10 protein-coding genes are annotated in these 14,919 nt (G+C 58.2%); 1 reads left to right on the top strand and 9 read right to left on the bottom strand.

Going from position 1 to position 14,919, the window contains the following annotated elements; genetic code table 11:
• The first annotated feature begins 269 nt into the window (after positions 1 to 269).
• Entirely contained in the window at positions 270 to 446 is a 177-nt protein-coding gene (locus HPY71_08515) for an iron-sulfur cluster assembly accessory protein (protein NPV53553.1), read from the top strand.
• A 172-nt stretch (positions 447 to 618) separates the two neighbouring features.
• On the opposite strand, the gene HPY71_08520 is transcribed toward HPY71_08515, so the two are convergent.
• From HPY71_08520 to HPY71_08560, 9 genes are all read right to left on the bottom strand, one after another.
• On the bottom strand, positions 619 to 1,314 hold the full coding sequence (locus HPY71_08520) for an electron transfer flavoprotein subunit alpha/FixB family protein (GenBank protein NPV53554.1): 696 nt from the start codon (positions 1,312 to 1,314) through the stop codon (positions 619 to 621).
• A gap of 654 nt (positions 1,315 to 1,968) precedes the next feature.
• On the bottom strand, positions 1,969 to 2,964 hold the full coding sequence (locus HPY71_08525; protein NPV53555.1) for an electron transfer flavoprotein subunit beta/FixA family protein: 996 nt from the start codon (positions 2,962 to 2,964) through the stop codon (positions 1,969 to 1,971).
• 57 nt (positions 2,965 to 3,021) lie between these two features.
• Positions 3,022 to 4,185, bottom strand: coding sequence for an acyl-CoA dehydrogenase (locus tag HPY71_08530; GenBank protein NPV53556.1), 1,164 nt, complete (start codon positions 4,183 to 4,185; stop codon positions 3,022 to 3,024).
• A 108-nt stretch (positions 4,186 to 4,293) separates the two neighbouring features.
• The gene (locus HPY71_08535; GenBank protein ID NPV53557.1) at positions 4,294 to 7,170 is read right to left on the bottom strand and encodes a cation-translocating P-type ATPase; all 2,877 of its coding nucleotides are present in this window, start codon (positions 7,168 to 7,170) and stop codon (positions 4,294 to 4,296) included.
• Positions 7,171 to 7,335: 165 nt separating this feature from the next.
• On the bottom strand, positions 7,336 to 8,292 hold the full coding sequence (locus tag HPY71_08540; GenBank protein ID NPV53558.1) for a GDP-mannose 4,6-dehydratase: 957 nt from the start codon (positions 8,290 to 8,292) through the stop codon (positions 7,336 to 7,338).
• A gap of 133 nt (positions 8,293 to 8,425) precedes the next feature.
• On the bottom strand, positions 8,426 to 9,892 hold the full coding sequence (locus tag HPY71_08545; GenBank protein NPV53559.1) for a hypothetical protein: 1,467 nt from the start codon (positions 9,890 to 9,892) through the stop codon (positions 8,426 to 8,428).
• A 33-nt stretch (positions 9,893 to 9,925) separates the two neighbouring features.
• Positions 9,926 to 11,830: a hypothetical protein gene (locus HPY71_08550; GenBank protein NPV53560.1), complete on the bottom strand. Its 1,905-nt coding sequence runs from the start codon at positions 11,828 to 11,830 to the stop codon at positions 9,926 to 9,928.
• 189 nt (positions 11,831 to 12,019) lie between these two features.
• Complete coding sequence (locus tag HPY71_08555; GenBank protein NPV53561.1) at positions 12,020 to 13,030, bottom strand: glycosyltransferase; 1,011 nt, start codon at positions 13,028 to 13,030, stop codon at positions 12,020 to 12,022.
• 93 nt (positions 13,031 to 13,123) lie between these two features.
• Entirely contained in the window at positions 13,124 to 14,578 is a 1,455-nt protein-coding gene (locus HPY71_08560; protein NPV53562.1) for a DUF3794 domain-containing protein, read from the bottom strand.
• Positions 14,579 to 14,919 lie beyond the last annotated feature (341 nt).

Below are 14,919 nucleotides of genomic sequence, written 5' to 3' on the forward strand. Positions count from 1 at the left end.
AACGGTGTGACTTGACACGAACCGTCCGGCGTGCGATAATACCCCTAGGGCTATAGGTATCCCGTTGATGCAAATGTAAACTAATGCAAACTAATACAAACTAATATAGCAGCAAAAGCAAACTCCAGAGAGGCAGGCGTAAAAAAGTGATCAAGGTCACGGAGAAGGCAGCTACTGAACTCAAGAAGCTGCTCAGCGAGGAGAGGCATCGAAACTCGATGGTCCGGCTCTATATCGCCGGCATGGGCTGAGGGGGGCCCAAATACGGATTGGCTCTGGATGAGTCAACGCGACCGAATGATTCAATTCACGAGATAAGCGGGATCAAATTCATCATCATGGACCCGGCGGCCGCGCGCTTCCTTGACGGCGCGACCGTGGACTACAGGCCCGGCTGGTTTGGACATGGGTTCTCCATATATGGACCGGGAACCTCATCCTGCTAGCAGTAGTCTCCGTAATTTACCTGGATAGAATAATCGGTGCCCGGTCAGATTTTGACCGGGTGCCCGGTCAAAATTGAACCCGGGCATTCCCCAAAGCGGGTCAGAATCTGGCCGGTTTCCCCGGCCGACCCGGTCAAAATCCAGCCGGGTCCGATGCAAAATCCCATAATCTTCACGAATTCTTAACTTCATCGAGCAATGCAGGAATAACCTCCGCCACATCGCCCACGATCCCATAGGTCGCGGACCGGAAGATCGGGGCGCCGACATCCTTGTTGATGGCGACGATGACATCCGCCGATATGCCGACCATATGCTGGATAGCCCCGGATATACCGCATGCTATATAGAGTCTTGGCGAGACGATTCGCCCTGTCTGGCCGATCAGGCTCGACTCGGGCGCCCAACCGGCGTCAACCACGGGCCGCGTGGCGCCTACAGCCCCGCCTAGGGCGCACGCGAGCTCCCTGATGAGAGCGAAATCCTCAGCGCTTCCTACGCCCCTCCCGCCTGCGACGATGATCTCGGCATCCGCCAGGTTATTCTCACAGGCCTCGCTCACGCGCTCGATGAGGCGGACGCGGGGTTTGCTGATATTCACGTCAACCTTTACAATCCTCCTGCTGCAACTGGCAAACCCGCTATCTGAGTTATCCAGTCCCCCTGGGCTATCCGGGCCGTCCAGGCACCCATCGCCATCATCACCACTGTGTAGACACCGCCCATCCACTCCTGACTCCACCCCACCCAATCCGGCCTGCAACTCCACCTGCCCCTTTACCTTCTCCGCGCATCCTCTTACCTTCAGGATGCCAGGCCGCACCGTCGCCATCTGAGGCCGCCTCACCGGACACGCTATCGAGGCCATAATATTTGCGCCAAAGGCGGGCCGGGTCTGGATGAGAAGCCCTTCCCCACCAATATCAAGTTCCACGCACTCAGCGGTGAGCCCGGTATCCAGGCGCGCCGCAACGCTCGGCGCAACGGACCTACCGAGAGAGGTGGCGCCAATCAGCAGGATCGAGGGGTTGTATCTCGAGGCGAGCTCGGCGAGGGCAGTCGCGCACGGCTCATCCTGAAGGCATGCGAATATGCCATTCTCAACTACATATATTCTGTCAACCCCACAGGCCTCCAACGACCTGATCATATCAGCCTCCGGGCCCGAATCGATATCAACCCCCAGGAATATGCACGCGACCTCGCCGCGCTGCCTGCGCCCCCTATATTCCCTGCGCTCTCCAGACTCCCCGAGCCCCCCAAGCTCCCCGAGGCCGGCGGCAAGCCTTTTCGCCTCGCCCAGGAGCTCATAGACCACGGGGTGGAGCTTCCCGTCCTCGTGCTCTGCGAAGACCCAGATGCCTGACGATTCGCTCGAGCCTGAAAATCTACTTGAGCACGGGGAGATGCTTGGGCACGAAGAGATACTTGAGAGTGGGGAGATACTTGAAAATGGAGAGATATTTGAGCTTGAAGAGATACTTAAGCCTAAAGAGATATTCAACTGGGTCATAACCATAACCTATAACATCCTCGCCTCACGTAATCTGCTCAGCAACTTGCGGGCCTGCTCCCCAGGGGCCCCCGTTATGAGCTCCCCCCTGCCCCTTGGCCGTTCGGGCTCGAAAACCCTTACTACCTGGGTCGCGGACCCTGAAAGGCCAACCCTCCCCGCGTCCACATCGAGGTCGGAAGCCCCCCACACCGTAATAGCGGCCTTCTTTGCGCGCATCATGCCCTTCAATGAGGGAAGCCTGGGGGAATTCATCCCCTTCACAACCGTCACGAGCAGGGGCAATGGCGCCTCGACTACCTCGTAGCCATCATCCACCAGCCTCTCGGCCCGGACCCTGCCGCCCCATCCCTTCGAACCGGCCGAGCCAGCCATATCTGCAGTATCGGCCACGTCCGCAGCCGCAGCCGCAGTCACAGTCGCAGTCGCAGTCGAATCCACATTTAGCGGCTCCAGCCTGCGCACGGAGGTGATATAGGGAATACCAAGCTTCTCCGCAAGCTGGGGCCCAACGTGACCCGTATCACCATCAGCTGATCTATTGCCACAGATGATCAGCATGGAGCCCTTATCCCCCGCCTCCCCTCCCCTGATTCCGGCCCCGACCGCGTCCCCGAACCCGGACCCGGATCCAACCCCATCCCCGACCCACAGCTTTCGTATGGCCGCCGCAAGCGTATAGGATGTGGCCAGGGTATCAGCTCCGGCGAAGGCCCTGTCGCAGAGGAGAACGGCCCTGTCAGCGCCGAGCGCGAGGGCATCCCTCAATGCCGCCTCTACCTGCGGAGGGCCCATGCTCACGACATTGACCATGGGCATGGACCCCATCGGCCCCATCTCACCGGGCTTGAATCTTTCCCTGATCCTCAACGCCTCCTCCAGGGCGTTTAAATCAGGCGGATTGATCGCGCAAGGAACCCCCTCGCGAATGAGCGTGCCCGTGGTCCTGTCGATCTTTACCTCATCCGCCTCGGGCACCTGTTTTATGCATACAACTATGTTCAATCCGGCCAACCCTTCTTCAACCCTTCCTCTGCCCTTCTCTTTCAGCCCTTCAATCCTTCAACCCTTCTTCCTCCGAACCGCTTCCCTTATCACCGCAGGGCCGATTATGGATCGCTGGATCTGGTTGGTGCCTTCATATATCTGGGTAACCTTCGCATCCCGCATTCTCTTCTCGACGGGGTAGTCGCGCATATAGCCATAGCCGCCCAGAATCTGGACTGCGTCGGTCGTAACGCGCATGGCGACGTCAGATGCAAATACCTTGGCCATCGCCGACTCCTTCGAGAACTCCCGCTCGCCGGCGTCGATCATCCTGGCCGTGGCATATGTGAGGGCTCGAGCCGCCTCGACCAGCGTGGCCATATCCGCCAGCATGTGCTCGATCGCCTGGAACTCACCTATAGGCTTGCCGAACTGGACCCGCTCCCTGGCGTAGGCCGCAGCCTCATCGAGCGCCCCCTGGGCGATCCCGACCGCCTGCGCCGCAACGCCCGGCCGCGTCCTGTCGAGCGTCTTCATGACCACGAGGAAGCCCTTGCCCTCACGGTCAAGGAGGTTCTCCTTCGGAATCCGGCAATCCCTGAAGATGAGCTCGCGCGTAGAGGAACACCGGATCCCCATCTTCTTCTCTTTCCTTCCGAATTCGAACCCGGGCGTGCCCTTTTCCACAATGAAGGCGGTGATCCCCCTGACGCCCTTCGACCGATCCACAGTCGCCAGCACGGTGTAAATCTCGGCCTCGCCGCCGCTGGTTATCCACTGTTTCATGCCATTCAGCACATAATAGTCCCCATCGCGCACCGCAGTGGTTTGAATATTCCCGGCGTCGCTCCCGGCCTCGGCCTCGGACTGCGCAAAGGCCGCGAGCTTCCTGCCCGAGGCGATGTCCGGCAGGTACTTTCGCTTCTGCTCCTCGGTGCCAAAAAGCAGGATCGGATAGGCGCCAAGGGCGCTCGACGCGTATGTAGTCGCAACGCCGGCGCAAGCCCTGCTCAGCTCCTCCACGACCAGGCACTGCTCAAACACGCCCCCGCCGAACCCGCCGTATTCCTCCGGCACCCAGACGCCGAAAAGGTCCGATTCGGCGAGAGTCTTCATGATATCCCACGGGAATTCCTCTTTCTCATCAAGTTCGTGCGCCACAGGGGCTATCTTCTCTCTTGCTATCCTCGCAGCGAGATCTTTGATCATCTGCTGCTCTTCGGTAAGGAAATAATTCAAGCCAGCCACTCCTCTACGAAGGGTTTGCATCTAGCTCGCTATCACTGATTTATTACCTGCTCCTAATATGAGCTACTAATGGCAGTCTACCATACCGCCATTCCCCTGTCAATCTCGAGAGCCGCCCCGCCGCCCCGGCTGGCGCGCCCGCCCCCTGATCTGCAGCGCCTTGAGCAGCTCCGCCCCGGCAAGCGGTATCATGGTGGCCCCGAGGACGACCTCCCATTCGCGGCTGGTCAGCGTTACCATGCGGAAGAGCCGGGCGAGCCACGGCACGGTCATCGAAAGCATGATCAGGAGCGCCGACGCCGCAATCGCGCTTATCAAGGGTGGGTTCGTGAATAAAGGCATGTTCCACACGAACCTGCGCTCCGACCGGGCGCCGAGCGCCCTCCAGAGCTCCCCAAAGCCAAGGGTGATAAAGGCCATCGTCCGCGCCGTCTCTACAGGGATGCCGCGCCTGAGCGCCACGGCGAAAGGAACCAGCACCGCGCCGGCGATGAATAGCCCCACGAGCACGAGGCGCGCAGTTATCCGCGGCGTCAGTATCCCCTCCCTCGGGTTTCGCGGAGGCAGCCTCATGATTCCAGGCTCGACCGGCTCCATGCCGAGCGCCAGAGCAGGCAGTCCGTCGGTGACCAGATTCACAAGCAATATCTGCACGGGGGTAAGCGGGCGCGGGAGCCCGCTGATGATGGCTATCAGGAAGAGCAGGAGTTCCCCGATATTGCATGAGAGCAGGTAAATCACGAACTTCCTTATATTCTCGAATATAGTCCTCCCCTGTTCTATGGCCGCCACTATACTGGCAAAATTATCGTCCGTCAGGACCATATCCGAGGCGCCCTTCGCCACATCAGTCCCGGTTATCCCCATGGCGATCCCGATGTCGGCCCTGTGCAATGCGGGGGCATCGTTCACCCCATCACCTGTCATGGCCACCACCTCGCCCCGGGCCTTGAGAGCCTCCACAATGCGGAGCTTATACTCGGGCGATACCCTCGCATAGACGGACACGTCTCCGGCGACCTCCCTGAGCTCATCATCGGACATCCTCTCGAGTTCCGCGCCAGTCAGGATCCTGGCTGACCCGTCCAAAATTCCGAGATCCTCCCCTATAACCTTCGCCGTCAGGGCGTAATCGCCCGTCACTATAACCGGCCTGATCCCGGCCTCCCTGCACTTCCTGACCGCGTCCCTAGCCTCATCCCTCACGGGGTCGATCATCCCTACCATGCCGGCGAAAATGAGCTCCCTTTCAATGGCGTCCGGTTCGAGCCTCTCAGGCAGCTTGCCGCCCGGGAGCTGGAGCTTGTCCAGCGTGCGGTAAGCCATCCCTAATACGCGGAGCCCGGCGCCGGCCATCCTCCTGACGACCTCCAGTATCACAGCCCGCTTCGCCTCGGTGAGCTGCGCCACAGCCTTACCATCCACATATCGGTCACACAGCGAGAGCAGCACATCAGGGGCCCCTTTGGAGAAAACCTGGTATTGCCCATCCACCACGTTGATGGTGGTCATGCGCTTCCGCTGTGAATCGAAGGGTATCTCATGGACGCGCGGCGCCATCCTATCGATCTTATCCCTGGTCATACCCGCCTTGGCCGCCAGGACCACCAGGGCGCCCTCGGTAGGATCGCCCGCGATCTTATAGCGCCAGCCTACGCTACCGCGATCCTTGCCGCAGTCCCTGCTTCCATCCTTACTTCCATCCCTGCTCCCATCCTTGTTCCCATCCCTGCTGCCATCTCCGCCCCCATCCCTTCCCCCTATGTCTCTGTCCTCTACGTCCCTATCCTCTATAAGCGAGGCATCGTTGCACGCGCACCCTATCATCAGCAGAAGCCGCAGGTCGTCCCTGGCGGCGGGGTCAATCCTCCGGCCGTTCTCCAGGAATTCACCGGCGGGCTGGTAGCCCGTCCCGGTAACGTTCACCACAACCCCGCCTGGAAGGTAGATTTCTTTGACCGTCATTTTATTCTCGGTCAGGGTCCCGGTCTTATCCGTACATACAAATGTGGCGCTCCCGAGGGTCTCGACCGCCGGCAACCTCCGTATTATAGCGTTCCTGGCTATCATCCTCTGGACACCGATGGCGAGGACGACGGTTACTATGGCTGGCAACCCCTCGGGGATGGCCGCCACGGCAAGGCTCACGGCGGTCATAAACATCTCAAACGGCCGCTCGCCCCTCAGGAGGCCGAGGATAAAGACAATGGCGCATATCCCCAACGAGGCGCCACCGAGCCACTTGCCAAACCTGCCGAGCTTTCGCTGGAGGGGGGTCTGCTCATCCTCCTCGGTCTCGATCAACCCGGCGATCTTTCCTATCTCGGTCTCCATGCCTGTAGCCGTTACGATGCCCCTGCCACGCCCATACGTCACCGTGGTAGCCAGGTACGTCATATTCACCCTGTCGCCCAGCGTGCTCCCGGCATCCACAACGATCCCGGCGTTCTTCTCCACCGGCATTGACTCGCCGGTGAGGACAGCCTCATCCACGCTCATATTCACGGCCTCGAGCAGCCGCATGTCCGCAGGCACCAGGTCCCCCGCCTGCAATACAACGATATCCCCGGGGACAATGGATGCGGCCGACACCTTCAAGGGCTCGCCGTCCCTGATGACAGTCGCTGTCGGGGCAGCCATCTTCTTGAGGGCTGAGAGAGCCCTCTCAGCCCTTCGCTCTTGTAATAAACCGATTATGGCATTGAGGATGACTATGGCGATGATAACCAGGGCATCCAGCGTCTCCCCCAGTGACACGGAGATCGCAGCGGAGACGATAAGTATGATCACCAGGAAGTCCTTCAGCTGCCCGAGGAGCATGGTAAGCAGCGACCTCGCACGAGCCTCACGGATTTCGTTGGGACCAAACCGCTCCAGCCTGGCCCGGGCCTCTTCGTTCGAAATCCCCCTGGCCGGGTCGGTCCCATAAACACTCAAGACCTCAGAGACTGGTGTGGCGTGTGGAGCTGACCTCAATTGGGAATCCTCTTGCACCGAGACTTCATCCTTCCTTCTTCCTTAAATCATCATTTCTTCCTTAGATCATCATTAGATCGTCATTAGTGGATCATCGTTGGTCTTACTTATACGCCCATATGCCTGACCTCAACAATACGCACACCTATACGTACACCTATGCACCTATACGCGCATCCGCCAGTAATTGAGCAGGTCTGCCAGCGTCTTATCCAGCGGTATCCTGGGCTCCCACCCGGTCCTCGCCCGGAATCTCGTAACATCACCGATCAGGACCGGGACATCAGATGGACGAAGTCTCTCGGGATCCTGGCGGATCTCGATCTTAACCTCGGCCATACCCAGCAGGAATTCGACAACATCACGTATAGTATACGCCTTGCCGCTGGCGATATTGTATACCTCGCCCGGTTCGCCGCGCTCTACGGCAAGTGTATAAGCCTCAACAACATCTCTTACATCGGTAAAGTCCCTTTTCGCCTCCAGGTTTCCAACCCAGAGCACGGGCTCTCGCAGGCCAAGCTCGATCTCGGCAACCTGCTTCGCAAAATTTGAGGTCACAAACACCTCGCCTCGCCTCGGGCCCGTATGGTTAAATGCCCGCGTCCGGATTATCTTGAGGCCATAGCTCCTGTAATATTGATACCCCAAGAAGTCCTGAGCGATCTTGCTTACGGCATAGGGACTCTGGGGCCTCAAGGGGTTGGTTTCCTTTATCGGAACCTCATCCTCAAAGACGAGGCCATATTCCTCAGAGGAGCACGCTATCTGTATCGTTGGATCTATGCCCGCCCTCCGGATCGCCTCAAACAGGTTCAATTCACCGATGATATTATTCATCAATGTATCATAAGGGGCGATCCAGGAAGTGGGCACAAAGCTCTGGGCGGCCAGGTGGAATATGACATCCGGCCTAATCTCGGAAATGGCCCTGTAAACGGCGGACGCATCACAAAGATCGCACTCGACCAGATTTAACCTGTCCATAATATGTTCGACGTTTTCGGTTCTACTCCTCCACCTGAATGTCCCGTAGACTCTGGTTTTGCCATCGGCCAGGAGGTATTCCGCAAGATGGCTCCCGGCAAAACCGGTAATGCCCGTAATAAGCGCCTTTTTCATCCTTCCGCCTCCCTTCCCGAAGGTTGCAGAGCTGACCCTTGCACACCCATACCTCATACCTCCTCCACCCCGGGGGTGGACCCTCACCCGCGCTCGCGGCGCCGGGGCGAAGCTGGAGAAGGGTCGCATCAGCTCAGTCGTTTCGCCTCCTTACCTTGAACCTCGTGTTGATCCCACTCCATATCGCAGGGTCCTCGAGACCCAGCCGCCAGAGGGCGATCCCCGCGAGGTTGTATTTCTCAACCAGGTCAACCTTTGCGAGCAGGCTTTGCGCGTTCTCAAACCAGACGTGGTGGTTGACCCTGAAAGAACGGTACCTGAAGTGCGGCACCATCGCCCTGGAATCCCACTCGATGGAGGGCTTGAATGTAGAGGCTATAACCTGGATCTCGTCATAAGATAAGGTATGGCTCTGGGACTGGTTCCGGCTGGCTTCCGGCCAGTCATAACCGTAAGTGGGGATCGCGAGCATTATCTTCCAGCACGGAATGTACGAGAGCGCATATCTTATAGCCTCCTTTACCCACTCCACCGACGCAATAGGGCCCGGCATGGATTCCTTTCTATGCTCGTCAAACGCCAGTAAGGTAACATAATCGACATGACGCGCGATCTCCCCATAGTCGAAAACCGGGCCCGGAGCCTCCCCTCCGCCCTTCTTTTCCGCCAGTTCCGCCGTCCCGGCCCCTGCTTCGCTGTAACGCTGGGCATCGCCTACCACCGGGATGGCAACCGATACTTGCCTGTTGCTCACCTTTATCGATTTTGAGAGATCCCTGATAAATGAGTAAAAATAATACCTGTCCTCGATGTCAAGGTTATCAAGCCATATCTCGACCTCCCTGGCGCCGCTGCGGGAAGCCGCATCCAATAGACTCCGGACGGCGGCGGCCCTGGCCTTCCGGGTCGCGAGCACATTATGGGCAACCTCAGCAGCAGGAAGGCCCTCCTGCCCAAAGCGCACAGCGATAGATAACTCAGCCTTCCCCGCCTTCCATACATTCCCCGCGTCCCTCGAGGCCGGTGCAAAAAGCTCAGGCTGGATATCTCCGTGAACTCTGCCCTCCGAATCCACAAGGAACCAGCAATATGCAAGGAGGGTCAGTAGGTCATGACGAACACCTCGGGTGCAGGCATCCTGCCCGTTAGATGTGCCGGCATCCTCCCGGTAGTAGCCTTTTACGCTGCGAAACGGGATGACGAGCCTCTGCGATTTATAAAGATAGGAATCCTCCTTCAATCTGTTCGCGTGGATCAAGAGCTCAACCGGGGCATTATACTTCCTGGCCACGTCGTAAAGGCGTTCCCGCTCCCCGACCACGTGCGTTATCCGCTTGTGAGCGTATGGGCTCATCAGGACGGAAAAGACCTCCGACCCGGCGATCCCGTCAATCCTCAACCGGTGGGCACGCTGGAATTCCCGAACAGCTTCCTTTGTTAGAATGCCAAATCTGCCGTCGGCGTCCCCGGCTTCAAAGCCGAGCTCATTCAACCGCTCCTGGAGGACCTTCACATCATCGCCATGCATGCCCTGCCGCAACACCCGCCGGCCGATCATGGCGCGGCGACCCCCCTGACCATCGAAGACCATTCCGTCCACTCCCTTAACCCCTAGCGTAAGTCACATTTCATTCTATTCCCGCGGAATTCTTCTGGTTACAAGGGTGATAACGCGCCCCAGGAATCGTATGACCTCTTCTACAACCTGTACAAGCTGCATAAGCCTGGATGCCCCCCTGAGTATGCTGAGTATGGGTCCCATGGGCCCGGGCTTCGGCCCAGGTTCGGCTTCAGGTCTGGGTTCGGGAGCGGAGCCCGGGCCGCCAGCCGCGCCATACTCGGGGCGCGAAGAGGGAGCCGCAGCCGTGAGAAGGGCCAGCTCGCGGCGCTCGGTGACAACCACTGCGATCGTGATGCTCAAGGTCTCCCGGATTCTTGATCCCCCGGGATCATACTGGGAATCCACACTGGTCACATGCACCCGGACCGCGGCCTGCATCCCGGGCCGCGCGCCCTTAGCCGTTATGAACCTGACGAGCTTCCTGGAGACCTCCTCATGGCATTCGACATTGCATTCGCCGTCACCGCCTGCGACCTGCTGGTTCGCCAGGTCCGCACGGTCCGTCCAGCACGTCCGGTCCGTCCGGCCCGCATAACTTGTCTGATCCGCATGACCCCCATGACACGCACGGCCTACATGGCCTGCATGGCCACTATAGCCCACATAGTAAAATCCCACGCGCAGCAACCCCCTGACGAGCACCTCCTCGAACATCACCTCGGTCTCGATATCCGTCATCTCAGCGGAAACGCTCGTCAATCTTGTGCACCTGCGCCTGAGGCGGGCCTCGACCCTATAGATATACTCATTCGAAGCCTCCGCCACCACCGCATCGACCCTCGCCTCAACCGTTTGGGCGCCCACTATTTCTACCCATTCTGCCCCACATTCATCCCCGTCCCCGGCAGCGCGCGCGAGAAGGTTGATCCCGGCCACCGCGACCACCCTGACCCGGGCGTCGAGTTCAACGCGCACATCCAGCTTTATAGCGCCGGAATCCACCTGCCACGATACGTTCGACACCTCCATGCGCCCCTCACACCTGACGCAACCGGAGCTTGTCCTCGCCCCAGGGGCTAGCCCATCCGCATGCGCCCCCGCGCCGGGCGGGCCAAAAGACGGGCCGGGAGGCGCTGGGGCGAGCAGGCTGAATCCTACATCGTCTCGCAAGTCATGGCGCTTTATATTCCCATCATCCACGTACAATACGCTCACTAGAAGCCGGCCCGAGGCCACGATCCCCTCTATGATTCCCTCCCCGGCCATTTCAAAGGACGGATCGGCCACGGACACGGAGACTGATTCAATGATGCTGGCCGGCCTGGCCAGGTGAATGGCGGCCACAACCCTTCCTGTGACAGCTGTTTCAACCAAGGGCCGCCTCGCCATAATAGAATAGCGCGCGAAGTGCGGCCCGGGACATGAACATAGCCCGGGGTATCCATGCTCCGGTCCGGGTCCGGAAAGGAGTGAAGGCGTGATGCTTGCATCCTCCACCTGGTAGATGAGGAAGCGAATATGCGTCCTCTGGTAAATCCCCCTCTTTCCTGGATCGAAGGCGAAGTTCACGTAGATAATCCCCGCCTCGCCCTCTATGGAGACCCCGCGGGCACCTGGAGGGACCGGGCCCGGAGGGTCCAAGTGACCGCCTGCGACAGGGACAGCGGCAGGGGCAGGTGGTGGCAACAGGAGGCTGAGCGGCAGCCTGTGCTCTTCGAAGCCCAGCACGCCGCCACGCCGGGTGCAGAACACCTTGCATACGAGCAGGCCCTCAGCTATGATGCCGCTGCCGGCGCCGCCGGTGGATAAAAAAGAGAGGTTGCTGACCGCCGCCTCAACGGCAAGCACCTCTTCGGCATCATACTCGAGGGTATACGTCTTATCGTCTACAATCTCACCGGCCCAGCGTCCTGCGATCCTGCTAACCAGGATTATATCGCGCATGTTCATCAGCTCACGCAGCCACCTTCCACCCACGCTTCCCCCGTGCCCCTCCGCATGCTTTCCGTATGATACCAGCCGCGGTCGCTCCTCCCGCTCGCCTCTTTATCGTCGTCCTCTCTATACTCACCCCCTCTACAATTTATATGTCATACGTGCTCATGTATGGCTGGATGCGCGAGCTGTCGTGAGACAATTTGCCTCACCGGGTCATCACTGCCGGGTCTACCGGGTCATCATTGCAGCGTGATATGCCTCGAGGGTGACCTGGGCCGCCCGCTCCCAGGTGAACCTTTCACAGACAATATCAGCCAGGGCCCTGCGGGGTGGACTCTCATAAGCAGTCAGAACCGCCTCCCTTATAGAGCCAATATCAGCCGGGTCGCAATACCAGGCGAGCCCGCCGAAGTACTCACGCGCCGTCCCGCGATCTGTAGAAACGATATTGCACCCCGCCACCGCAGCCTCCAGGCTCGCAAGACCGGGTGTATCATACCAGCTCGCGAGGACGTGAACTTTTGCAGCCTTATATGCCGAAGCCAGGCGAGAATGGGGCATGTGGGTAATGAACCTGACACGGGGTCCCGCGTGGCTCTTGCAGAGCTCGAGATAAAAAGGGTCATTTACTGACCCTATAAAAAACAAGGGTATATCTACCCCATGGAGCGCTTTCACAACGGCCAGCTGGTTCTTGCGCGGCGATATCCTCCCTACGCATAGTATGATATTATCTACGCCGTATTCCGCGATGAACTCGTCAGCCCTGGCTTCACCGAATCTTGGATCAGCGCCGTTCGGGATGATACGGTAAGGCCGGTCGATACCGAAATCCTTTTTTATAAGCTCCATCTCCCTCGCAGCGTTGGGAAGCAGCAGGCTCGCCTTTCTCAGAGTCTCGGCGCGATATGCGTTGTCGCGCCTCCACCATTTCAAAAGCTCAGCGGCGTGCCTGGTTTCCTCCCTCTCAAAATACTCCTCCATATTCCAGTATATTGTCGATATCACTACAGCCTTGCCTTGAGCCACCGCATTATCGCATTGCGCCCTGGTTTCAGCTATCCTGGTTATATTGAAAAGGTGTACGAGGTCATGCCCATCCAGGCACGGGTGGAGCTCGCTCGAATAATCAACATGAACGCCGAGTCGCTGGAGGTGCTGCCTGGTTTCGAAGAGCTGTACGGTATCCCCGGCTGGTAGCGTCAGTATATCCGGCCGGCTTTGAAACAATACCCTCACTCTGCGCCCACCCTCCCTTCTCCCTCCTCTCTCCCTTCCACTCCCTCCCCCTCCTGGAATGGCCACCTGGAGCATAGCAGTGCCGCCCGGCGCCTAGGCCGGGGGCACTGCCACGGTTATCTGAGCCTTCTCGGTTACCTTTACGTCAATCCTCACTATGACCTTCTCGGTGAAGGCCCCGGTTGCAGGGTCAAACTCCCACACCACATTCTCTATAAACGAGTGATCCTGCTGGTCCATGCCCTCCCGGACGGGACGATCAGGATTTATCGGCGTGACCTCTACCATCTCGCTAAACGGCAGCAGCTCATTGAGGTGGTGGACCAGGTCGTCCGTCCCGACATAGAATATCTGCTTCTGAACGGTTCCCTGGACAATTACCTTGCCGTTCTTTACTATCGAAACCACGTCTATGACTTTGGCCACTACATCCACTATCTTTACCGCTGCTATAGTCTTCGTTTCCTCTAGCAGTTTCTGTTTGCTCCCGTGCCCGATAACGAGGTCGGTAGCGATCTGAATCCCGTACGGGTCGAGGACGATAGGAATCTGTTCGGTCTCCGTGACTTTCACGTCGAGCAGGATGATGATCTTCTGGACAAGCTGGCCTGTAGCTGGGTCGAACTCCCAGATCAGATTCTCAACCACCGAATGATCCTGCGCGTTCATCCCCTCGCGCACAGGGAAGTTCGGATCCAGAGGCGCGACCTCAACAAGCTCACTGAAGTCCAGGTCTTCGGCGAGATGATGCACAAGATCGTCTGTACCAACATAGAATACCTGCTTATGCACGGTCCCCTGGACAATCACCTTGCCGTTCTTTACAATCAGCTTCATATTTGTGAGCCTGGCGGTTATATCCGTGACCTTGATCGCTGCCAGAATCTTTCGTTCCTCTATGAACTTCTGCTTGACACTGTGCCCTATAACCACCTGCGCCTTGATCCACTGGCCATACGGGTCCAAGGCCACAGGCAGCTGTTCCGTCTGCGTGACCTTCACCTCGAGCCGGACGATTATCTTCTGGGTCAGCATCCCTACAGCGGGATCAAACTCCCACACGATATTCTCGATGACAGAGAAGTCCTGCTCGTTCATCCCCTCTCTCGCGGGGAGGGCCGGGTTCAGAGGGACAATCTCCACCAACTCGCTGAAATCTATATCCTCGGCCAGGTGATGCTCGAGATCATCAGTCCCTATGTAGTATATCTGCTTATGTACGGTCCCTTGGACAATCACCTTGCCATTTTTCACATATGACCGTATATTCCGGAGCGTGGCAACGATATCCACTATTTTTATAGCGGTGAGCGGCTTGGTCTCCTCCAGGAGAACCTGCCTGGTCCCATGCCCGATGACCCTCTCAACCTTTATGGTTGTCGTTTCCCCCACAATCTGATTAATGTCGATCATATCCAATCCTCCTTTCACAGCTGTATCCCTTTTTATGCCATCCATATCCTCTATGGCATTCATGGCTCCATCGCGTTTATCGATGAAGCTCACGCTCTTTACCGCACTCCCCCTCTCGCGGCTGGAAGATCGCATCCCACCCACCTTTCCCGTTTCTTGCCCTTGATGCCCTACTCCCCCTTGCTCTATTGGTCTATCACTCTCACCATCACCGTTGGAACTGCATAAGAAGGCCGCCCCGGCATCCCCCATGTTTTTGTTGTGATCTGCGTTATATCCAGCTGTGGTGTATCCGGAATTAGAACCGGGACCGGAATCTGGGACGGAAGCATGGGAAATAGAAGCAGGAGTGGAAGTGGAACTAAAAGTAGAAGTAGAGACAGGTGAAACAGAAGCAATTGAACTGTAGGACGTATGAGACGTATGAGAAGAATCAGTAGAGACAGAAGCTGAGGCAGGACCAGAAATATGAGAAT

Source organism: Bacillota bacterium (assembly GCA_013178125.1).
Classification (GTDB): domain Bacteria; phylum Bacillota; class SHA-98; order Ch115; family JABLXJ01; genus JABLXL01.